13 protein-coding genes are annotated in these 22,932 nt (G+C 45.2%); 10 read left to right on the top strand and 3 right to left on the bottom strand.

All coding sequences use genetic code 11. The features are described from left to right. The first annotated feature begins 4 nt into the window (after window positions 1-4). The 3 genes from ACFP56_RS04130 to ACFP56_RS04120 all read left to right on the top strand — a co-directional run bounded on the left by ACFP56_RS04130 (window position 5) and on the right by ACFP56_RS04120 (window position 11,620). A complete protein-coding gene (locus ACFP56_RS04130; protein ID WP_379231411.1) occupies window positions 5-8,101 on the top strand; it encodes an S-layer homology domain-containing protein in 8,097 nt (2,698 codons plus the stop codon). Window positions 8,102-8,471: 370 nt separating this feature from the next. Beyond that, window positions 8,472-9,731, top strand: coding sequence for a copper amine oxidase N-terminal domain-containing protein (locus ACFP56_RS04125; protein WP_379231409.1), 1,260 nt, complete (start codon window positions 8,472-8,474; stop codon window positions 9,729-9,731). 188 nt (window positions 9,732-9,919) lie between these two features. Continuing rightward, complete coding sequence (locus tag ACFP56_RS04120) at window positions 9,920-11,620, top strand: methyl-accepting chemotaxis protein (RefSeq protein WP_379231407.1); 1,701 nt, start codon at window positions 9,920-9,922, stop codon at window positions 11,618-11,620. 101 nt (window positions 11,621-11,721) lie between these two features. On the opposite strand, the gene ACFP56_RS04115 is transcribed toward ACFP56_RS04120, so the two are convergent. Continuing rightward, a complete protein-coding gene (locus ACFP56_RS04115; protein WP_379231404.1) occupies window positions 11,722-12,480 on the bottom strand; it encodes an SDR family oxidoreductase in 759 nt (252 codons plus the stop codon). A gap of 144 nt (window positions 12,481-12,624) precedes the next feature. Here ACFP56_RS04115 and ACFP56_RS04110 point away from each other — a divergent pair, with 144 nt between their 5' ends. Next, window positions 12,625-13,203 (top strand): TetR/AcrR family transcriptional regulator, encoded by a 579-nt coding sequence (locus tag ACFP56_RS04110; protein WP_379231780.1) that lies wholly within the window; start codon window positions 12,625-12,627, stop codon window positions 13,201-13,203. A gap of 132 nt (window positions 13,204-13,335) precedes the next feature. Further along, entirely contained in the window at window positions 13,336-15,627 is a 2,292-nt protein-coding gene (metE, locus tag ACFP56_RS04105) for a 5-methyltetrahydropteroyltriglutamate--homocysteine S-methyltransferase (RefSeq protein WP_379231402.1), read from the top strand. A 104-nt stretch (window positions 15,628-15,731) separates the two neighbouring features. On the opposite strand, the gene ACFP56_RS04100 is transcribed toward metE, so the two are convergent. Continuing rightward, the gene (locus ACFP56_RS04100; protein WP_379231400.1) at window positions 15,732-16,376 is read right to left on the bottom strand and encodes a hypothetical protein; all 645 of its coding nucleotides are present in this window, start codon (window positions 16,374-16,376) and stop codon (window positions 15,732-15,734) included. 230 nt (window positions 16,377-16,606) lie between these two features. On the opposite strand from ACFP56_RS04100, the gene ACFP56_RS04095 reads away from it, so the two are divergent. From ACFP56_RS04095 to ACFP56_RS04085, 3 genes are all read left to right on the top strand, one after another. Further along, window positions 16,607-17,095 (top strand): GNAT family N-acetyltransferase, encoded by a 489-nt coding sequence (locus ACFP56_RS04095; RefSeq protein ID WP_379231398.1) that lies wholly within the window; start codon window positions 16,607-16,609, stop codon window positions 17,093-17,095. 101 nt (window positions 17,096-17,196) lie between these two features. After that, on the top strand, window positions 17,197-17,949 hold the full coding sequence (gene map / locus ACFP56_RS04090; protein ID WP_379231396.1) for a type I methionyl aminopeptidase: 753 nt from the start codon (window positions 17,197-17,199) through the stop codon (window positions 17,947-17,949). Window positions 17,950-18,039: 90 nt separating this feature from the next. After that, window positions 18,040-20,337, top strand: coding sequence for an ATP-dependent helicase (locus tag ACFP56_RS04085; protein WP_379231393.1), 2,298 nt, complete (start codon window positions 18,040-18,042; stop codon window positions 20,335-20,337). Window positions 20,338-20,483: 146 nt separating this feature from the next. Here ACFP56_RS04085 and ACFP56_RS04080 read toward each other — a convergent pair whose 3' ends face one another. Beyond that, window positions 20,484-20,696 (bottom strand): hypothetical protein, encoded by a 213-nt coding sequence (locus tag ACFP56_RS04080; RefSeq protein WP_379231391.1) that lies wholly within the window; start codon window positions 20,694-20,696, stop codon window positions 20,484-20,486. A 139-nt stretch (window positions 20,697-20,835) separates the two neighbouring features. Here ACFP56_RS04080 and ACFP56_RS04075 point away from each other — a divergent pair, with 139 nt between their 5' ends. Further along, the gene (locus ACFP56_RS04075) at window positions 20,836-21,675 is read left to right on the top strand and encodes a sugar phosphate isomerase/epimerase family protein (protein WP_379231389.1); all 840 of its coding nucleotides are present in this window, start codon (window positions 20,836-20,838) and stop codon (window positions 21,673-21,675) included. Between the two features lie 171 nt (window positions 21,676-21,846). Further along, a complete protein-coding gene (gene yunB / locus ACFP56_RS04070; protein ID WP_379231387.1) occupies window positions 21,847-22,905 on the top strand; it encodes a sporulation protein YunB in 1,059 nt (352 codons plus the stop codon). The last annotated feature ends 27 nt before the right edge of the window (window positions 22,906-22,932 follow it).

The following is a 22,932-nucleotide window of genomic DNA, read 5'->3' as shown; positions in this document are numbered from 1 at the left end:
AATGATGAAAAAGCTTTCAATAGTTATAATGGTTGCGTTGTTGACTATAGTAGGAGCGTTAGGTTATTGGCTGCCGAGCCTTTCTGCAAATGACGATCCCGTAAAAATTCAAGCTACTGCTGAGAGAAGTGTTCAATTGCCGAGTACTGAAGTTCCTCCACTAGCTATTAGTAATGGGATAGAGTCTATACTACGTTACGAGATTGCACCTAATAAAGAAGTACTTTCGGCTGTCCTTAAGCTTAGTATTGACAGGGATGATTACAATGGAAACTCTATTGCTGTTCATATCGCGCAGGAGGATAACTGGCCTAGTACCCCTGATGTTACGCCTGCTAAGCTAGGGGCTCCATCTTCTGTTCAATTAACAAGTCCAGATGCTGTTACAGGAGATTACGCTGGATATTATAGGTATAGTGTAGATGTTACGAATTTATTAACTACTGCCAATATTGCTGTCGGAGAGCCCGACACGGTTTCGCTAATACTTTCTAGTAACACGGCAATGCAATTCATGACAAGACAGGATTGTGGAGGGGATTTGGCCTGCGAAGCAGCACTAGCTCCACATTTGGAGGTCGTGTATGGTGCTCTCAACAATGCGCCAACAAACATTAGCCTTAGTTCTACAACAGTGAATCAAAGTGCAGTTGCGAATGAGGTTGTTGGTACATTAACGACTACAGATGCAGATGCAGGAGATACCCATACCTATGAGCTTGTTGCGGGAGCAGGTTCAACACATAACGAGTTGTTTAATATTGCTGGCAACCAGCTTCGGGTAAATAACGCTTCGCTAATGGCAGCAAACACGTATTTTGTAAGAATTCGTACGACCGATACAGGTGGGGCTTCAAAAGAAATAGAATTTTCCATTGCAGTAGTGGACGATATTGCTCCAAACTTTAACAATGGCACGCCAACATTTTCGAATACGACAAAGCTTGGAACAACGTTGACCGTTCAATTGAATGAAACAGGTACGGTGTACTATGTAGTGCTACCTGATAACGCTGCGGCTCCGAGTGCTGAACAAGTGAAGGCAGGCCACAACAATCAGAATGTAACAGCACCATATAGCGGAAGTGTAGTTGTGCACACAGAGAATATCAACATGACAACTGAACTTTCAGGGCTCACACCGGGCACAGCCTATGACATCTATGTCGTAGCCGAGGATAGTAAGCAGAACAAGAGTGATGTAATAAAGCGGGATGTCTTGACAGTAGCTAACATTGCTCCAACAGACATTAGTCTTAGTGCTGATACGATCAATCAAAGTTCAGGAGCAGATGCGGTAGTTGGAACGTTAACGACTACAGATGCAGACGCAGTAGATACGCATACGTATACGCTTGTATCTGGTAACGGCTCAACGCATAATGAATTGTTTAACATTGCAAGTGGCCAGCTTCGGGCTAATAACTCATCACAACTTACGCCAGGCAACTATTCGGTAAGAGTTCGTTCGACCGATACTGGTAATGAATTTATTGAGAAAGCCTTCACCATTACGGTAGTAGATGATATGGCACCAAACTTCACGAATGGCACACCAACAGCATCCGATGAAACGAAATCAGGACTGACGTTGACTGTTCAATTAGATGAAGCAGGCATGGTGTACTATGTCTTAGTAGACGAAGGAGCAGCAGCACCAAGCGCAGCCCAGCTAAAAGCAGGCAATGACGCGCAAGATGCGGAAGCGCTGCAAAGCGGCAGCATCGTGGTGGGTGCAGCAGCTACAGATGCAACACGTTCGATTGTTGGACTAAGCACGCATACCGCATACGACATCTATGTCGTAGCCGAAGATAGCGCTCTGAACCAAAGCACAGTAAGCAAGCTGGATGTATCAACAGCGGCGAACAGTGCCCCGACAGCGATCAGCCTAGATGACAGCACGGTCAATCAAAGTGCAGGCGCGAATGCGGTAGTTGGAAGGTTAACGACAACCGATGCAGACGCAGGAGATACGCACACGTATACGCTGATAACGGGCGAGGGCTCAACGGATAATGCCAGCTTTGCCATTGCAGGTGATCAGCTGCAGGCCAACGATGCATCGCAGTTGGCTGCGGGTACGGACACGTATGCCGTACGAATTCGTACGACTGATGAAGATGGTGGAACATATGAAGAATCGTTCACCATTACGGTAGTGGATGATGTCGCACCAAGCTTCGCGAATGGCACACCAACAACGTCCGATGTAACGAAAACAGGATTGACGTTGACCGTTCAGCTGAATGAAGCAGGCAAGGTGTACTACGTCGTCGTAGCAGATGAAGCAGACGCACCGAGCGTGACCCAAGTAAAGGCAGGGGATGATGCTGGCGATGCGCCAGCACTGCAAAGCGGCAGCATCGAAGTCGATGCAGCAGATAGGAATGAGATTGCCACGATCTCAGGCTTAACGGAAGGGAAGACGTATCAGATTTATGTCGTAGCAGAGGACAAAGTGAGCACGCCGAACACGCAAAGCTCAGCCACCAAGCTGGATGTATCAATGGTGGCAAACAGTGCTCCTACAGCGATTAGCCTAGATAATAGTACGGTCGATCAAAGTGCGGGCGCGAATGCGGTAGTCGGCACGTTAACGACAACGGATGCAGACGCATTAGATACGCATACGTATACGCTCGTAACAGGCGATGGCTCAACAGATAACGCGAGCTTCACCATTGCAGGCGATGAGCTGCAGGCTAACTCGCAGCTGGCGGCAGGCACGTATGCTGTGCGCATTCGCACAACAGACAATGATGATGGAACGTTTGAAGAAGCCTTCACCATTACGGTAGTCGATGATATGGCACCAAGCTTCACGAATGGCACACCAACAGCATCCGATGTAACGAAATCAGGACTGACGTTGACTGTTCAGTTGGATGAAGCAGGCACGGTGTACTATGTCGTAGTAGCAGATGGAGCAGCAGCACCGAGCGTGACCCAGCTAAAAGCAGGCAATGACGCGCAAGATGCGGAAGCGCTGCAAAGCGGTAGCATCGTGGTGGGTGCAGCAGCTACAGATGTGCTCGAAACGATCACTGGCTTAGCGACGAATACCGCCTATGACATCTATGTCGTAGCCGAAGATGGCGCATCTAACCTAAGTACAATCAGCAAGCTGGATATCTCAACAGCGGCTAACAGTGCTCCGACAGCACTTAGCCTAAGCAATAGCACGGTCAATCAAAGTGCAGGAGCAAATGCGATAGTCGGTACATTAACGACAACCGATGCTGATGCAGGAGACACGCACACGTATGCGCTGATAACGGGCGAGGGCTCAACGGATAATGCCAGCTTTGCCATTGTAGGTGATCAGCTGCAGGCCAACGATGCATCGCAGCTGGAAGCAGGGACATATGCCGTACGAATTCGTACGACTGATGAAGATGGTGGAACATATGAAAAATCGTTCACCATTACAGTAGTGGATGATGTCGCACCAAGCTTCACGAATGGCAGACCAACAACATCTGGTGTAACGAAAACAGGGCTGACGTTGACCGTTCAGCTGAATGAAGCAGGCAAGGTGTACTACGTCGTCGTAGCAGATGAAGCAGACGCACCGAGCGTGACCCAAGTGAAGGCAGGGAATGATGCGGGGGATGCGCCAGCACTGCAAAGCGGCAGCATCGACGTCGATGCAGCAGATACGGATAAGATTGCCACGATCTCGGGCTTAGCGGAAGGGAAGACGTATCAGATTTATGTCGTAGCAGAGGACAATGTGAGCACGCCGAACACGCAGGATGTTGCCACCAAGCTGGATGTTTCAACGGTGGAGAACAGTGCTCCTACGGCAATCAGCCTATCGAATAGCTCGATTAACCAAAGTGCAGGCGCAAATGCGCTAGTTGGTACGTTAACGACAACGGATGCAGACGCATTAGATACGCATACGTATACGCTCGTAACAGGCGAGGGCTCAACAGATAACGCGAGTTTCACCATTGCAGGCGATGAGCTACAGGCCAACGATGCCTCGCAGCTGACGGCAGGCACGTATGCTGTGCGCATTCGTACGACTGATGATGATGGTGGAACGTTTGAAGAATCGTTCACCATTACGGTAGTGGATGATGTCGCACCAAGCTTCACAAATGGCACACCAACAGCATCCGATGTCACGAAAAGAGGGTTGACGTTAACTGTTCAATTAGATGAAGCAGGCACGGTGTACTATGTCGTAGTAGCAGAAGGAGCAGCAGCACCAAGCGCAGCCCAGCTAAAAGCGGGCAATAATGCGCAAGATGCGCCAGCGCTGCAAAGCGGCAGCATCGTGGTGGGTGCAGCAGCTACAGATGCAACACGTTCGATTGTTGGACTAAGCACGCATACCCCATACGACATCTATGTCGTAGCCGAGGATAGCGCTCTGAACCAAAGCACAGTAAGCAAGCTAGATGTATCAACAGCGGCGAACACTGTTCCAACGGCGATCAGTCTAGATGACAGCACGATTAACCAAAGTGCAGGAGCAAATGCGGTAGTCGGTACATTAACGACAACCGATACAGACGCAGGAGATACGCATACGTATACGCTGATAACGGGCGAGGGCTCAACGGATAATGCCAGCTTTGCCATTGTAGGTGATCAGCTGCAGGCCAACGATGCATCGCAGCTGGAAGCAGGGACATATGCCGTACGAATTCGTACGACTGATGATGATGGTGGAACGTATGAGCAGTCATTCACTATTACGGTAGTGGATGATGTCGCACCAAGCTTCGCGAATGGCACGCCAACAACATCCGATGTAACAAAAACAGAATTGACGTTAACGGTAAGCTTGAATGAAGCAGGAACGGTGTATTATGTCGTAGTAGCAGAAGGAGCAGCAGCACCGAGCGTGACCCAAGTGAAGGCAGGACATGATGCGGACAATGCTTCAGCGCTGAAAAGCGGCAGCATTGACGTCGATGCAGCCGCTACGAATGAGATTGCCACGATCTCTGGCTTAGCGGAAGGGAAGACGTATCACATTTATGTCGTAGCAGAGGACAATGTGAGCACGCCGAACACGCAAAGCTCAGCCACCAAGCTGGATGTATCAATGGTGGCAAACAGTGCTCCGACAGCGATTAGCCTTACTAACAGTACGGTCGATCAAAGTGCGGGCGCGAATGCGGTAGTGGGCACGTTAACGACAACGGATGCAGACGCATTAGATACGCATACGTATACGTTAGTGTCGGGCGAAGGTTCGACGGATAACGCGAGCTTCACGATTGATGGCGATAAACTGCAGGCCAACGATGCATCGCAACTGGCAGCAGGCACGTATGCTGTGCGCATTCGCACAACAGACAATGATGGTGGAACGTTTGAGCAAGATTTCAGCATTACGGTAGTCGATGATATCGCACCAAGCTTCACGATTGGCACACCAACAGCATCCGATGTAACGAAATCAGGACTGACGTTGACTGTTCAATTAGATGAAGCAGGCAAGGTGTACTATGTGGTAGTAGCAGAAGGAGCAGCAGCACCAAGCGCAGCCCAGCTAAAAGCGGGCAATAATGCGCAAGATGCGCCAGCGCTGCAAAGCGGCAGCATCGTGGTGGGTGCAGCAGTTACAGATGCAACAAGTCCGATTGTTGGACTAAGCACGCATACCCCATACGACATCTATGTCGTAGCCGAGGATAGCGCTCTGAACCAAAGCACAGTAAGCAAGCTAGATGTATCAACAGCGGCGAACACTGTTCCAACGGCGATCAGCCTAGATGACAGCACGGTCAATCAAAGTGCAGGAGCAAATGCGGTAGTCGGTACATTAACGACAACCGATGCAGACGCAGGAGATACGCACACGTATACGCTCGTAACGGGCGATGGCTCAACGGATAATGAACTGTTTAACATTGTAGGTGATCAGCTGCAGGCCAACGATGCATCGCAGCTGGAAGCAGGGACATATGCCGTACGAATTCGTACGACTGATGAAGATGGTGGAACGTATGAGCAGTCATTCATCATTACAGTAGTGGATGATGTCGCACCACAAGCGCCTATAATTGAAGTACCTGTCGACGAGACGATTATAACAAGTTTATCTCCAACGATTAGCGGAACAGCGGAAGTAAACAGTATAGTGGAATTATTTGTGAATGATATTTCCCAAGGCACTGTAAATGCAAATCATTTGGGCGAATGGACATATACTCCTTCGACAGCTTGGATTGACGGCGAATACCGTGTGGTTGTTACTGCGACAGATGCTGCTGGAAATACTAGCATGGAATCTATTGCTATAGCGTTTACCATTGATACGACACCTCCAATCATTACGTTGAATGGAAATAATGATGTAAGAGTGGTAGTAGGCTCCACTTACGATGATGGGGGAGCAACAGCGATTGATGCAAGACAGGGAGACGTATCGACAAATATTGTCGTTACGAATCCAATTGATACGAATGTTATTGGCACCTATATTGTCTCCTACAACGTTAGTGATGACGCAGGCAATGCAGCTGAAGAGGTGCAGCGTACAGTAACGGTTACTCCGACGACTGTTTCGGTAACAGGAGGTGCTCGAACTGTTTCTGTTCGAAATGCAAATTCGGAAGCAACCTTGATTCTGTATAATCACGAGCATATTCAGGTGGGAGATTCAGCAACTGCTTCGAGCGACGGAACGTTCGTCTTTACAGGTGTTGATGCAGGTGAGGGCTATTATGTGACGCAAACAGTGAACGGAATTGAAAGTGACCCTTCATTGTCTGTAAACGTTTCGCGCACTAGTTCTTCTTCTCCATCACCAGCAGGGACAGGAAAGGTTCGTCAAGTTCTTGTAGCAGCTGACGGTACAAATCCTATCGAGCAAGTGGATATTTCGCGAGTTGTAAACAGAGATGGCAGAGCTGAAGATGTAGTTGAGCTTGATTTGGCAAAAACGAAAAGTATTGTTGAAAAAGTATTAGCTCAAGGGCGCACGATGGCAAGCATACTGATCGATGATCTGCCAGATGATCCAGCGGATGAGATAAAGGTAACGATAGAGCAATCTTCAGTACAGCAATTTTCGTCCAATAAGATCGCACTTGAAATTCGCACAGACCATGCCACTATTCAGTTGTCCCAACAAACATTGCAACAATTGGAGCAACAAGGCATAGATTTGTATTTCCGAATTGTGCCGATTCGTGACTTAGCGGAGAAACAGCAAGTGTCTGAGCGTACGATAACAGCTGAGCAAGTACAGCAGATTGCAGGAGAAGGCAAGGTTGGTATTGTAGGAACGCCGACAGTTATTGAAACGAATTATAAAAATTTCAATACAAAAGTAGTTTTCCCACTGCTAGGGATAGATCTGCCAACCAATCCAGATCTATTAAAGCAGCTTCTTAACTCTCTTGCTGTGTATATTGAGCATAGCGATGGCGAGAAGAAGGTGCAGACGGGCCGCATTATCCTCGATGCAAGCGGACGTCCGCAAGGTATTGAGATTGAAGTAAGCAAGTTCAGTACCTTTACAGTGTTTAGCTTCAGCAGCACTGATCTGCACGTATCGTATGTGAGTGGCTATGCAAATGGAACGTTTAAGCCAAATCATACGATTACGCGGGCAGAACTGGCAGCTATGCTGTCGCGTTTGCTTGACGATAGACTGCAGGATGTTGAAACATCAATGAGTTACAAGGATGTAGGGGCATCTCATTGGGCAGTACAGCATATTAGTGCTATGCAACAGCTTGGTTTGATGGTCGGATATTCCGATGGGACATTCCGTCCAAATCAACCTGTTACTCGAGCGGAATATGCTAATGCGATCGTAAAACTATTAATTGGCAAGCAGGCAGATCATTCGTACGATGTGAAGGATATCGAAGGACATTGGGCATACCGTAGTATACTACGTGTTCTTGCAACAGGAATGATGAATGGCTATCCCGATGGAACCTTCCGACCAAATATAGTGCTAACTAGAGCGGAAGCTGTCAGCACGTTGAATAGGCTGTTTGAGAGATCGCCACTTCATGAAGTAGACACTCCGTACAATGATGTTCTAGAAAGCCACTGGGCGTTCGGTGATATCATGGAGGCTTCGATTGAGCATCAAGCATCCATTCATATTGATGAATAAATAACCAAATTTCCTTGACAAAACCGGGCTGCCAGTAGGCAGCCCGGTATTTTTAATGGCTTTATTTCACAGAAGGTTGTTCGCTTTATTATGAAGGTGGTCGTGATTAGTTACAGTTTTACAACAGCTTAAATAAGACGCATATAAGCCTTAAAAACAACGAGTATCATACAAGCATGAGTCCGATTGTTTCGGATTCATGCCTTTTCATTTGTAGAAGTAGTCTAATTGTCATAGTCATGACACGATGCGACATAGATTAGGAGATGCCTTACGCCAAAGTAGAGACCTTTGTATGATTACGAGCTACCCTTGTCATGTGATACAATAGATCGGATTTTATGGATAAAAATGGTTAGGGAGGGAGTACATGCAACACTTATTGAAAGCTTATAACAAGCTAATTTTATTAGCAGCAATAACTGTATTAGGATTAGTAATGCTCGTTCATGCACAAATTGCACATGCAGCTAGTAAGCCAATTGATGTATATGTTAACGATGAGCAAATTACATTTACGATAGACCCTGATATTAAAGCAGGAACGACCGTCGTTCAAATGCGCCCGTTGTTCGAAGCGCTAGGAATGGATGTTACATGGAATGGAACGCAGCGTACTGTAGCTGCTGAAAAAACAGGGATAAAGCTTCTGCTTACCATCGACAGCGATGTTGCAGTGGTTAACGGACGCTCTGTAAAGCTTGACCGCCCTGCAGTTGAGATCAAAGGGCATACGCTGGTGCCGCTTCGTTTTGTAAGTGAATCAACAGAATCCATCGTCCATTGGAACGGTGTACATCGAGAAATTATCGTGTATACACCTGAGTATGTAACCTCTCACGGATATACAATGGAGGAAGTAAGGGAAATGCTGCTGGAAGCTCAGAAGCAGGTTAATGCTGCGTATGAAGCTCAAAAGGAGGCCGAAAAAGCTAAACCTTCCATTGTGCTGCCCCCTGTTGTAAAGCAACCAACTGGGCCTGTCAAATTGAATGAGCTGCAAGGTATGTATTATGGAGGGAAATACGACTACGGCGGTTATCAATGCGGCGGGGTATGTTGGATGTTTTATACCTTTCTGCCTGATCAAAAAGTAGTAGTTGGTCACCCGGCAAATGGCGGACCGGAGACGGTTAATTGCAATCGAGATACCTGTCATAGCTATTCGATTAAGGATGGCAAGCTTCTGATAAGTGGTCAAGATCCGCTTTCTATTAGCGTAAATAAGGATGGCATATTGGAAATTGATGAGGTTGCGATGAGGAAGGTAGTGCCTGTTCCAGACGGAACAAAGCTAGGAGGCAAGTATATTTCTCAAGGATATACTGGCTTGGTTGGGATTACCCCATTCTCGACTTCATGGACGAATGAAATGATTTTTTATCCGAACGGTACATTTACCTCGGATACACTGTCGCTTGCCTCACTCAACACTGGAGACGCTCGTACAGATTCAGCAGCCTCTGGCAAGACGGTCAAAGGAACGTATAAGATTAGCAGCAATACGATTGAGTTGACGTATGAGGATGGCACGGTTGAACGACATGTGTTTGCAATTCCACCCCAGCAAAATGATGATCGAGTATACGTACAGATCGGAGAGCAAAGCTTTCATATGGAGCTTGAATAATCTAATTCATACTATCGATAAGCTGTTTTACATTAACGAACGAAGGGCATGGGTCACTATCGACCTATGCCCTTCGTTCGTTGGCTTTATTGGATAATTATGTGAGTAATTTCTTCTTTATAAAACGGCATTCAACAGCCGATATATTATACAGGTAGACACTCATACGACTAAAGGGGAAATCTTCAATGAACTTCAAAGTAAAGCTGCTTCTTGTATTTATGGTTCCATTATTATCTTTCGCGGCCGCCTCTATTTATTTCTTGAATCAAAATGTATCGAATACGAAGCAATTACAGATGGTTTTGTATGAGACAAGCTATCTTGCACAATCCAATGTGCTGAATGCTGATCGTGATATGTATCAAGCGATGGCAGACTATCAATCGATGCAATTGCAAAATGGGGGCAATCAGCAAGCTTTAATTGAAGATTTTCATGAAAATGTGAAGCAGGTTGACGAACGTTTACAAGGCGCACTAGAAATACTTCGTGATCAATCAGAATTAATCACAGATTCGAATGGTAGAACGGTTATACAGCTGCTGGAAGAGATGAAGCTTAATTTCGATGGTTGGGTAACGGCCGCCGAGGCCAATATTGCTAGTGAAAATTGGAATGACCTTGTGCTGCATGAGAAGTTTGAATTGGCTCGTGCTGATGTAGACCTTTTCGGGGATCTGATCGAACAATATGCATCAGAGCAAATGTTCACCATTTCTGAAGAGAATCGAAACACAGCAATCATTGCCTTTATCGTTATTGCTGTCCAAGTTATCATCATATTAACGGCTGGTTTGCTGCTCATTCGGAATATGAATCGAACGATTAAGCTCGTTACAGAAAAAATGGTACGTATTGAAGATGGCAATTTACAGCTTTCTTCTAACAATAAATATAGTAGAGATGAGCTTGGCCAAATTTTACGTTCTATCGATCAGATGATCATAAAAATGCGAGGTTTAATAGGCAGTATTTCTTCTAGCACGGAATTAGTTTCGGTTGCATCTACGGAGCTTACCGCGAATGCAGACATTACTTATCAATCCGCACTAAAGGTGAATGAGCATATTAGTGAAGTTAATGGGCAAGTAGAAATTCAATCCACCGTTTCTAGTGAAGTGAGTAAAGCGATGGAGGAAATGACTGTAGGTATTCAAAGAATTGCCGAAAGTACGACCTCTATTTCAGAGATTACGATGCAAAGCAGTGAAGAAGCAGAGCTCGGTGCAGTAAGATTAAAGCAGCTAAGCAATCAAATGAGTGAAATGATGGAAAGTATCGGAACACTAAACCAACATATTTCCAGCTTAAAGCAAAAATCAACGCATATCGGTGCAATTACTGATAATATTACTGCAATTGCAAACCAAACCAGCATTCTATCATTAAATGCATCCATTGAAGCGTCAAGAGCAGGGGAATCTGGCAGAGGATTTGCGGTTATTGCTGAAGAGATTAGAAAGCTTGCTGCTAATTCAGTAGAATCTGCACAGCATATTAATGACCTTATATCTGAAACACGTCAAGAAATCGATGCTGTATCAGATTCAATGAATACGACTGTCTCTCAAGTGGAAACGGGCAGTGCTTATATGGAAACTGCGGTAAAGGGCTTTGGTGAGATTTTGATCGCGACGAAAAAAGTAAATGAACAGATGGTGGATGCGTCTGCCATTACGGAACAAATGAGTGCAGGCTCTGAAGAGGTATCAGCAAGCATGGCTCATGCTGCAGTCTCTGCACAGGAAGTAGCGAATAAGTCAGATCTAGTAGCTAAGGCTACATCAGAGCAGCTAACCTATGTTCAAGATATTCATAGTGCTGCGAGCTCATTGCAGCAAGTTGTTCAGCAGTTAAATGGATCTGTCTCTCAGTTTAAGCTATAGCGCCGTATAGCTATAATTAAAAAGCACAATGTAAAAAGAGGTACGGAACGTCAAGCCTATCTGACGTTCCGTGCCTCTTCTATTAACTAACTAATGGATGCTTAATATGCTGTCCAGCCGCCATCCGCGGTTACAACCTGACCGTTAATAAAGCTCGCATCGTCTGATCCAAGGAAGATTGCCAGCTTTGCAATTTCCTCTGGTTGACCAGCACGTGGATTGATCGCCAAACCAAGAGATTGGCGTCCTGCCCCGAACTCACTAATATTGGTCATGGTAGAAGCGATATTGGTAATAACAGCGCCAGGAGCGATGCCGTTACAACGAATATTATTTTGTGCGTACATGAAGCCAGTATTTCTCGTCAAACCAACGACAGCATGCTTGGAGGCTGTATAAGCTGCACCTGCACGCGCACCCATAAGACCTCCAGCAGAAATATTGTTAACGATAACACCATGTCCTTGCTCTAAGTAGATGTTAACGGCTTTTCGCATTGTTTTCATTACCGCTGTAGTATTTACTGCAAACAGCTTGTCCCAACGCTCATCTGAAAGTTCTCCAACGGGCTCCATGCCATCCATAATTCCCGCGTTATTAACGAGAATGTCCAGCTTGCCATATTGTGTCATCGTTGCTGTAAATAGAGCATTGATATCGGAATCATCTGCAACATTTGTTTTTACAGCAATTGCCTCGCCGCCGCTAGACTTAATTTCCTCAACGACTGCTTGCGCTCCAGACTCATTCAAGTCCGATACAACGACTTTTGCTCCTTCGGCAGCATACCCGATCGCGATTGCTTTACCCATTCCTGATGCTGCACCTGTTACAATAGCGACTTTATCCTTAAGCTTCATATTTACATGACCTCCAGTATTTTATTGAACAACTGTTCATTATTTATTATAATGAAATCGCTTTATCGTAACAATCAACAACCTTTTAACTTTGTGATGCATATTCAACACATTTCCATAATGTGTACAATAAAGAGGGAAATTATAATGAAATCAGATTTGAGGATTATAAAAACAAAGGAAGCACTTCGAACGGCTCTGTTAAAGCTTCTTAAGGAAAAGTCACTCGAACAAATTTCCATCTCGCAGCTTTGCCGTGAAGCCAAAATCAATCGTGGAACCTTTTATTTGCACTATGAAAATGTAGAGGCGTTGTTTGAGGAGTATTTCCGAGAAATTACACATGATCTGGACCTAGCTTATAGGGAGCCTTATCGTTTCGTTCAGGAATTGGATCTAGCCAAGCTGAATCCAAAAACGATACGAATTTTTAATCATATCGATAAATTCAAGTCATTCTATTCAATCGTTTTTTCTCGCAATGTCCCAATGCAATATTATTATCTACTGTTTGAAACTGTAAAAACACTACTATTGCGCAATAGTTCTCGTGAGGATGCGGAAGAGCTAGGTGTAGACAGACAGCTTTATGCCAGTTATTATGCGAATGCGATAATTGGAGTGATGATGCAGTGGTATCTTGACGGTTTTAAGCTGACGGTGGAGGAAATCAATATTCAACTAGTTCGTATCATCTCACTTGGTAGTGACAAACCTGACTAAATGTGATTGAGGGAGCAAGTTATAGCAAATTGTAATAGCTTTTAGCTATATCTACATATAGAAAATGAAGATTAGTTAGAAGTCGAAAGCCATGTTAAGCTGATAGCAATATAGGTAAAAGGAGAGATTAATATGGCATTGAGCAGTAATCTTGGCTATCCTCGAATCGGCAGACACAGAGAATGGAAAAAAGTGATTGAGCAGTATTGGGCAGGGAACTTGGAAGAAGCGGAATTGCATCAGAAGCTAAAATCCATCAGACTGGAGCATTTGCGTAAGCAGAAGGAAGCGGGCATCGAGCTTATTCCCGTACATGATTTTAGTTACTATGATCATGTACTGGACACCTCAGTTATGCTTGGCATTGTGCCTGCTCGATTTGAATATGAAGGTGGCAGGGTTTCCACACAGCTTTACTATGAGATTGCACGGGGTTCACGAACTCAACCAGCGAGTGAAATGACGAAATGGTACAATACCAACTACCATTATATTGTGCCGGAGCTAAACGACGCGAAGCCGCAGTTAACATTCAACGCTCCACTTGAGGCATATCGCGAGGCGAAGCAGGAGCTGGGCATTAACGGCAAGCCTGTGATTGTCGGGCTTTATAGCTATATTAAGCTGGCTAAGGGCTATGCTTCTGGTGAGGAACGTGCATGGATAGATCGGTTGCTGCCGCTATACTGCGAGGTGTTGAAGCAGTTGGAGGATGCAGGCGTAGAATGGGTGCAGTTAGATGAACCGAGCTTGGTCACAAATGTGACTGATCATGAGTTAAACGATATTCGATACATTTATCAAACGCTTGCTGAAGCGGCACCTAAGCTGAAGCTAATTTTGCAAACGTATTTCGACAGTATCGAGCGTTATCAAGACTTGATTCAGCTTCCAATTGCAGCTATTGGATTGGACGGAGTACACGGCTGGGAGAGCAATATTGCGCAGCTGCAAGCTCATGGTCTCCCGGAGTACCTATCACTTGCGATTGGACTTGTTGACGGTCGCAACATATGGCGTACTGATTTACAGGAAGCATCCATCAAGCTGGACCAGCTCCTTCAGCTGGTTTCTAGTGACCGTTTAATTATCCAGCCGTCGGCAAGCTTGCTGCATGTTCCGGTTACGGTTGAAGAAGAAACCAAGCTACCTGAGACGATCAAGCAAGCGCTCGCATTTGCAGATGAAAAGCTTGTAGAAGTCGTTAAGCTGGCTGGCAGAGCTTCTGGACATACACAGGACTGGGAGCAAAGCGTCAGCGAGGCGGAGCAGGCTTATAAGGCACTCCAAGCATTAGAACAGCGTCAGCAGAAGCAAGTGCTTCAGCAGCAAATTGAAGAGTTGCTGGCAAAAGGCTTGACTAGATCAACTAGCTTCAAGGATCGTTATCAACTGCAGGTAAACAAGCATAAGCTGCCATTGCTGCCTACTACAACGATTGGCAGCTTCCCGCAGACGCCTCAGGTACGCGCAGCACGAAGCCGTTGGCGCAAACAGGAATGGACGACAGAGCAGTATGATGCATTTATTGCCGAAGAAATAAACCGTTGGATTGACCATCAAGAAAAACTTGGACTAGATGTACTAGTGCATGGAGAATTTGAACGTACGGATATGGTTGAATTTTTCGGAGAGAAGCTAGGTGGTTTTTGCTTCACTTCGAACGGCTGGGTGCAATCATATGGTTCGAGATGCGTGAAGCCTCCGATCATTTATGCAGATGTAACGTACAGCGGTGCGATGACAGTTAAAGAAACTGTATATGCACAATCGAGAACAAGCAAGCCAGTAAAAGGGATGTTGACTGGTCCGATCACAATTATGAACTGGTCGTTTGTAAGACAAGACATCTCGCGCGAAGAGGTTGCGTATCAGCTTGCTTTGGCATTGCGTCAAGAAGTAAATGCGCTGGAACATGCAGGTATTGCGATGATTCAGGTTGACGAGCCTGCTGTGCGCGAAGGACTGCCGTTAAAGGAGGCTGCGCAAAGACAATATCTTGATGCCTCGATAGCAGCATTCAAGCTTACGACAAGCGGCGTAAGTGCAGAAACTCAAATTCATACCCATATGTGCTATTGTGATTTTCATGACATGATCGCCTCAATCCGAGATATGGATGCGGATGTGATCTCGATTGAAACCTCTCGCAGTCATGGGGAACTGATTCGCAGCTTCGAGCAGCAAACCTATGATCTGGGCATAGGACTTGGGGTATACGACATCCATAGTCCTAGAGTGCCGGCAGCTGCTGAAATGATCTCGTTAATTGAGCGCGCACTTGAGGTGCTTGATCCTCGTCTGTTCTGGATTAACCCAGATTGCGGCTTGAAAACGCGAGGTGAAGTTGAAACGTTGGCGGCACTTGCACAAATGATTGAAGCTACCAACGTAGTTAGAAGCAAGCTGCTAAGCAGCGTATAAGTATATAGCTTTAAGAAAAAACCTCTACTGCCGTCCGCATATTCGACATGCGGCGAAGCGAGTAGAGGTTTTTCGTTAGTTTAGCATTCCGATTCATTTGGTGATCAGGAGGATGGTTTTTTGTTTTCAATATAGGCATTAATTTCATCTAACTGTGCTGGGTTGCTGGATGCAACGGCATGTGTCGCACCAAAATAATCATAAGCAGCTTTTCCTGGATCAGGATAACCATATAGATCAAGATCATGCAAAATTCTATGCATATAGCGCAGTGCATTCGGCTCATATTGTGTAACGGCGATTTCCTGCAAAGCGATAAGATTGTTCATATCCTTGACCAATTCTTCCTCTTCTACTAATGTCTCGGAAATTTGCGTGTAATGAGCAGGGTTCAGCAGCTCTGATTTGAGAATTTCGCTCCATCCTTCATCACTACCCTCGGCATACTTCTCGAATTTGCTGCCGAGCAGGAAGAAGTCAGCTAGAGCATGCAGCTCGCGAATTTGCTGAACGGCCTTGTATTGAGGCGAATCAGGGTCTGCAGCATAAGACTGTGATGGAAACTTAACAGGCGTATTAGCCGAGGTGTTAGCACCCTTGTCGAGTCCATATTGCGCTGCATAGTAGGACTGCTTGTATTTTTCATCTTCAATTACTTTTTGTACAATAATTGCCGTTGTTACGAGTAGGGCTATGAATGCTACAATAAAAAAGATCCCGATCATAAGTCCAATTTGTTTACGTTTCACGTTTGTTTGCTCCCGTTGAATAATTGTATTCCATGTGGTACATAGCGAGATGTTTATGTTATTCTTTGCGATAGTACCTCGAAAATTATCCATTAATAACGAATACTAAACCAATTATGCGGCAAGATGATGGGAATGGTCAACCTTTTACATGCAACATGACTATACCGTTCCCTGCCTATATTGGACTCTATACACGGAAATCTCTAGGTAAGAAAAGGAGTTGCTCAATGATTCGTTTTACAGCAGCAGAGGAAAAATATTTAAAGAATGTCCGAGACATCTATAATGATTATGTAGCCAACACGACTGTATCCTTTGATGTGGAGCCAGCTTCGATAGATAAAATGCGTGAGTTAACGATGCACAGTGATCCCCGTTTTTGTTCTTATGTCATTTTGGATGATGACCGGGTAATCGGGTATATGATGCTAAGTCCATTTATTAAAAAGCATAGCTGTGCACGTACAGCAGAAATTACGATTTACTTGGATGGGGAGTTTAAAGCGAAGGGAATTGGCTCGCAGGCGCTCGAATATTTGGAGCGAAAAGCAACCGAGCACGGCTTCCATACGCTAATTGCAGTCGTTTGTACGGAAAATGAACGAAGCATAAGCTTGTTCAAGCGGCATCACTATCAACTGAAAGGAATTTTGGAGCAGGTCGCTTACAAATTTGACCGGTATCTGGATGTGGCCTATATGGCAAAAATACTGTGAAAAGATCGTGAATAGTTTGCAATTCACGTCATAGGACATGTCAGCATAAGCTAAGATATGGTATAGTATGATAGAGTCTAAACAGAAATGTGGGATTAAGCATGATCGTAATTAAAACGATGGAAGAAATAATGAAAATGAAAAAAGCTGGCGAAATTTTGGCGGCTTGTCATAAAGAAATCGCAAAACTGATCAAGCCAGGCATTACCACAATGGAAATTGATGCCTTTGCAGAAAAATTTATTCGAGAGCATGGTGCAACACCAGAGCAAAAAGGCTATCATGGTTATCCATATGCAACCTGTGCTTCAGTTAATGATGTAATCTGCCACGGCTTCCCAAGCAAGGAAATGGTGCTTAAGGATGGCGATATCGTCACCATTGACATGGTTGTGAATCTAAACGGCTGGCTTGCTGATTCTGCTTGGAGCTATGCTGTCGGAGAGCTTGAGCCGCAAGCGAAAAGGTTGCTTGATGTAACGAAGGAATCTCTATATAAGGGAATTGAGCAGGCTGTTATTGGCAATCGTATTGGCGATATTTCGAGCGCAATTCAGAAGTATGCAGAAGCAGAGGGATTTTCAGTCGTTCGTGACTTTGTCGGACACGGCATAGGCTCAAAAATGCACGAGGAGCCCCAAGTGCCACACTACGGTCCAGCAGGTCGTGGAACGCGCCTGAAGGAAGGGATGGTCTTAACGATTGAACCGATGCTGAATATCGGCAAGTACCATGCCAAAATCGATGCAGATGGCTGGACAGCTAGAACAGTCGATGGCAGCTTGTCTGCTCAGTATGAGCATACGCTTGCTATAACATCAGATGGTCCTTTACTAATTACAGATCAGTCGTAATTAATCAACGCCCGAGGATGAAGTGATCACCGCTTCGTCGCCGGGCTTTCTTATTTTTAATTCATGAACAGATATGAAGAAGAGGTAATGATGCTGGAGCAATTTTTAAGTGCTAAAAGAAAACTCATTGAATTGAATGATGTGCAAAGACAAGCTGTTTCACATATAGAAGGACCACTGCTGCTGCTCGCTTCACCTGGCTCGGGGAAGACGACAACGATGATAATGCGCCTTGGCTACATGCTCAGCTGCTGCAATGTTTCTAGTGACCGTGTTATCGCTGTCAGCTTTAGCAAGGCATCTGCCGCCGACATGGGCAGACGCTATGCACAGCTTTTTCCAGAGCTGCCTCAAGTGAAATTTTCTACAATACATAGTCTTGCGTATGATATTGTTCGTACTCAGCTTCAGCTGGAAAGAAGAAGCTATCGCATGATAGACGGCTTTGAGTCAGAGCAGGGCGAGCACGAGACGCAGTCAGCTTTGCAGCATGAAGGTATGGCAGAGGCTAACATTAGCAAGCATCAATTGCTGCGAACGCTGTTCGAGCAAGTCAATGGCACACAGCCAAAGGAAGAACAGATGGAGGAGCTGAAAACGTATATCAGCTACGTGAAAAACAAGCAGCTGCCTGTTGAGCAATGGGATACGGCAAGCTGCAGCATTCGCCATGCTGCTCAAATTGCGCAGCTGTATGAGCAGAAAAAGGAGCATGGCTATTCGGAGCTTCTGCTTGATTTTGACGATATGCTCGTTTACGCCGAACAATTTCTAAGCAAGCATGAATCTTTGAGACAGCGTTACAAGTCTCGCTATGATTATGTAGTAAGCGATGAAAGTCAGGATACTTCGCTCGTTCAGCACCGCATTTTACGGTGGCTCGTCGAGGATCATCTTAATTTATGCGTTGTCGCAGATGATGATCAGAGCATCTATAGCTGGCGTGGGGCGGAGCCAGCCTATTTGCTTGCATTCCAGCAGCACTATCCTTCTGCCAAAATTTTGTATATGGAACAAAACTATCGTTCCTCCCGTACGATTGTAGAGGTAGCTAATCAATTTATAAAGCGCAATCGACATCGTTATGAAAAGTCGATGTTTACTGAAAATGAGCATGCTCAGCCGATCGTTGTTAAACATCACGCTCATATTCAGGAGGAAATTGCTGAACTTGTTCAGCAGCTAAAGCATGTTGAGAAGCTGGAGGAAACGGCAGTGCTGTACCGCAATCACAGCTCTTCGCTGCTGCTTATGCACGAGCTGGACAAGCAGGGCATTCCTTTTTATATGAAGGATGCGGATGATCGATTTTTTAAGCATTGGATCGTAGAAGATATTTTGAACTTTATGCGACTAAGCTATACAGATCGGAGGTTTGAGCTGTTCGAAAAGGTCATGTTCAAAATGAATGTCTATGTAACGAAACAACAAATATTAGAGCTAAAATCAAAGCATACCGATCAATCGCTCTTTCAGTTGTTGCTGGAAGAGACGACTTTGAAATCCTATCAGATTGAACGGATACAGGAAGCTAAGGCACATATCGACCACTTAAAGTCGATGACGCCTAAAGAGGCAATTCACAAAATAAGACATGATCTTGGTTACGATAAATGCCTGGATCAAATAGCGGAGCGATTAGGCTTTCAAAAGGAGCGTTTGCTACTCGTATTGAATAATGTAGAAGTAATCGCTGAAGGCCTGTCTACATTAGAGCAGTTCGCAGGCCGCCTTAAGGACCTTGAAAAGCTTCAGCATCAGGCAAGACGGCGCTCCCAGCAAAAACCTGCTGTGACCTTGTCTACTCTGCATAGTGCGAAAGGTCTTGAATTCGACACGGTGTTTATGATTGATTTGGCAGCTGCGGTTATTCCTAGTAGGCAAGAGCTTAGCAAGCCGGAGCTGATTGAGGAAGCAGCGCGGTTATTTTATGTAGGATTGACTCGTGCGCGCAAGCGGCTGGAGCTTCACTCTGTTGCCAACTGGCAGGGAAGCAAGTCACAGCCCTCTATATTTGTCGAGGAGGTTCAGCGGATTATAAATCCAGTAGATGCCTCAGTACCTGAACATCTGCATGTTGCTGGCAAGGTAACGGTCAAGTCTGGTTTGGCAGGCAAGGGAACTGGACAAGCGGACAAGGCAGATTCCAATCGTTTAGCAGCAGAGCAGCAATGGCGACAATCCGGGGAAAGCTTGCTTACTGCAAGCGAGCTTGGCATTGGCATGAACGTTGAACATCTTCATTTTGGCAAAGGAATTATTGAACATTTGGAGCAAGACAAGCTGAGTATTGTTTTCGAGCAGTATGGCACGAAAACAATTGCCGCTTCCGTTGTTTTGCAGCGTGGACTGCTTCGTCTGCGTACTGAGGCAACGATACTTACCTAATGTGCTCAATGACATACCTGTTGAGCTGTGGCTCGAGAAGTTTCTATACGTTACAACTGGAGCAGCTGATGCTTGTCCGTCTTGATACCTTCATTCAAGATGGAGCTCGTTTTTGATGTCAGCTGCTCATTTTGGCTTTATATCTGCTAGTCTTTTAATAAGAAAAATTCGCATTGGCCGCGTTTATGATAGGTCAAATCGCTGACATTGCTTTGCGTAATAACTTTGGTTTCATCGAAACGAACAACAATTGCACGATGCTCGATAATTTGATTATCACTAAAGACGCGAATGCTGCTTTCTTGCTCAACGGCGTCTTGAAAGTCCTGATCGGTTAAAAGTTTGCGAAGAATAGACATAACTCCTCCTTTAAGGCATAGATGGGATGCAATCATTATAACGTCAATTATAATCAATGAAAATGAAATTATGGGCAACGTAAGCAAAACGTTGCTGCTTATCTTCTGTTATGCTTCTAAATAAAGGGAGGTAATGCTAGTGAAATTTTCTGTGTTTACAGTTATGATGCCTGATTGTACATTAGAGGAAACGGTGCGATTGCTTCAAAAATACGGATACGATGGCGTAGAGTGGCGATTTACAACGCTTGATCCTAATCGTCAGAATGAAACCCCTTCATTCTGGGTAAATAATTTATCTACAGTTCCGGCAGATAGCTCGATAGAACAGCTTAAGTCGATTGCAGAATTAACGAAAGCACACGGCTTGGTCATTCCTAATCTTGCTGCTTATATTAGCACAGGAGATATCTTGGCGACTGAGCAGGCGATGAAGGCTGCTGCCGTGCTAGGAGCCCCTTCTATACGCATAGCAGTCCCAGGTTACAATAAGGATACCCGATATTGGGAAGCCCTTCAATCAGGACGAGAATACCTTGCAGAGGTCGAAAAACTTAGCAAGCGCTATAGTGTCAAGGGCACAATAGAAACGCATCATGGCAATATAGCGAGCAGCGCGTCTGCCGCTAGAAGATTGGTTGATGGCTTTGATCCAGATCATATCGGAGTCATTTACGATCCTGGCAATATGGTTCATGAAGGTTTTGAAGCGTATCGCATGGGTCTTGAGATATTAGGAGCATACCTGGCACATGTTCATGTGAAGAATGCAGCCTCTTTTTATGATGTTGATAGCTCTCAGTGGCGTGTGGCATGGCGGACAATTGATGATGGAGAGGTATACTGGCCGCAAGTAATTGAAGCACTTCAAGCGATAGGCTATGATGGCTGGTTAAGCATGGAGGATTTTAGCATGTCAGCCCCCACGGAGGAAACGTTGGAGAAGCATATTTCATACTTAAAGCAATTCATAACATAGATGTTTAAGCAAAGCATGCTGCACTGTCAACGCAGCATGCTTTTTCTATGTTCCTTTTCTGCATTATGATGATCTTCAGGTCCTCTTCCTAGGATTTCATTTTTACCATACAGCTGCTCGTCTTTTCTTCTGGATAAGCGCATACGTTTAAAGGAAGAAGGAGGTGAGGCGATGGCTAGATGGGGGCGTAAAGGCTTGGGCTGGCAGATTATGCAATTGTTTTCTTCTAGAGGACAGCGCAGTACGTTTTCTTCTGCATCTAGCTGGGGAAAACGCAAATGGCTTGAGCAGCCAGCATCTGTTGCAAGAAAAAAACAACAAACTTTTAAAGCGAGACGAACTTCATTCATAAGCTGGGGACGTCCCTTTCACAATCGAGTAGACGATTACAGCTCCAATTCAGAAGCTCCTTTTTTCACTGAATCTGCATCACGGCACGGGCGAAGGCAGAGCAGTTGGAAGCGTGGATTGCTCTTCATACTTGTCACGCTGCTTGTTATGACCATTCCGGCATTTGTTTTTGTTGAAAAAAATATTCGACAACCACTCATGCATGTTGCTAAAATTCGCATTAAGCAGGTGGCGACTCAAGCCATTAATGGCGCAATAACGGAGCAGGTCGCTCAGCGAGCGACTTCTGAAGAGCTTATTGATTGGAAGATGGACAGCAAGGGGAAAATATCAGGCTTTATGCTGAATTATAACGAGCATATGCGTATCACATCATCAACGATTGAAACGGTGCAGAGCACCTTGTCTGACCTACAGCATATGCCTGAAAAAATACCGCTCGGTCACGCTTTGGACAGTGCAATCATTTCAACCTACGGTCCCAAAATTCCAGTAACATTTGAGCCTTTGGGTGCTGTTAAGGTCGAGCTGAACACCAGAGAGAAAAATGCTGCGATTAATATGGTGCTTGTTGAGGTATATATTAAAGTCATTACTGAAGTAGCGATTATTGTTCCGTTCGATTCAGCTCCAGAGGTTGTTGAAGCCGAGATTCCGATATCTTATCTGCTCGTTGTTGGAGATGTGCCAATGTACTACTATGACAGCACGGGCAAGCCGGTTGGCGAGTCAGCGCCACAGGCGCCGAATATTTCAGTCCCACTGCAGCCAGGTCAAGGCATATCAAGCGATACCTCTAATCGTCAGCTAACGGATCCAGAAGCGGAAGGTGCTAATACAACAGGGGAACAGCAAAGCAGTTATATGCTTACCCCATAGCACTACTCTAATCGAAAAGAGCGCGGG

Source organism: Paenibacillus septentrionalis (genome assembly GCF_042659865.1).
Classification (GTDB): domain Bacteria; phylum Bacillota; class Bacilli; order Paenibacillales; family Paenibacillaceae; genus Pristimantibacillus; species Pristimantibacillus septentrionalis.
The sequence above is the reverse complement of the archived record's forward strand: the minus strand, read 5'-3'. Positions and strand labels throughout refer to the sequence as shown.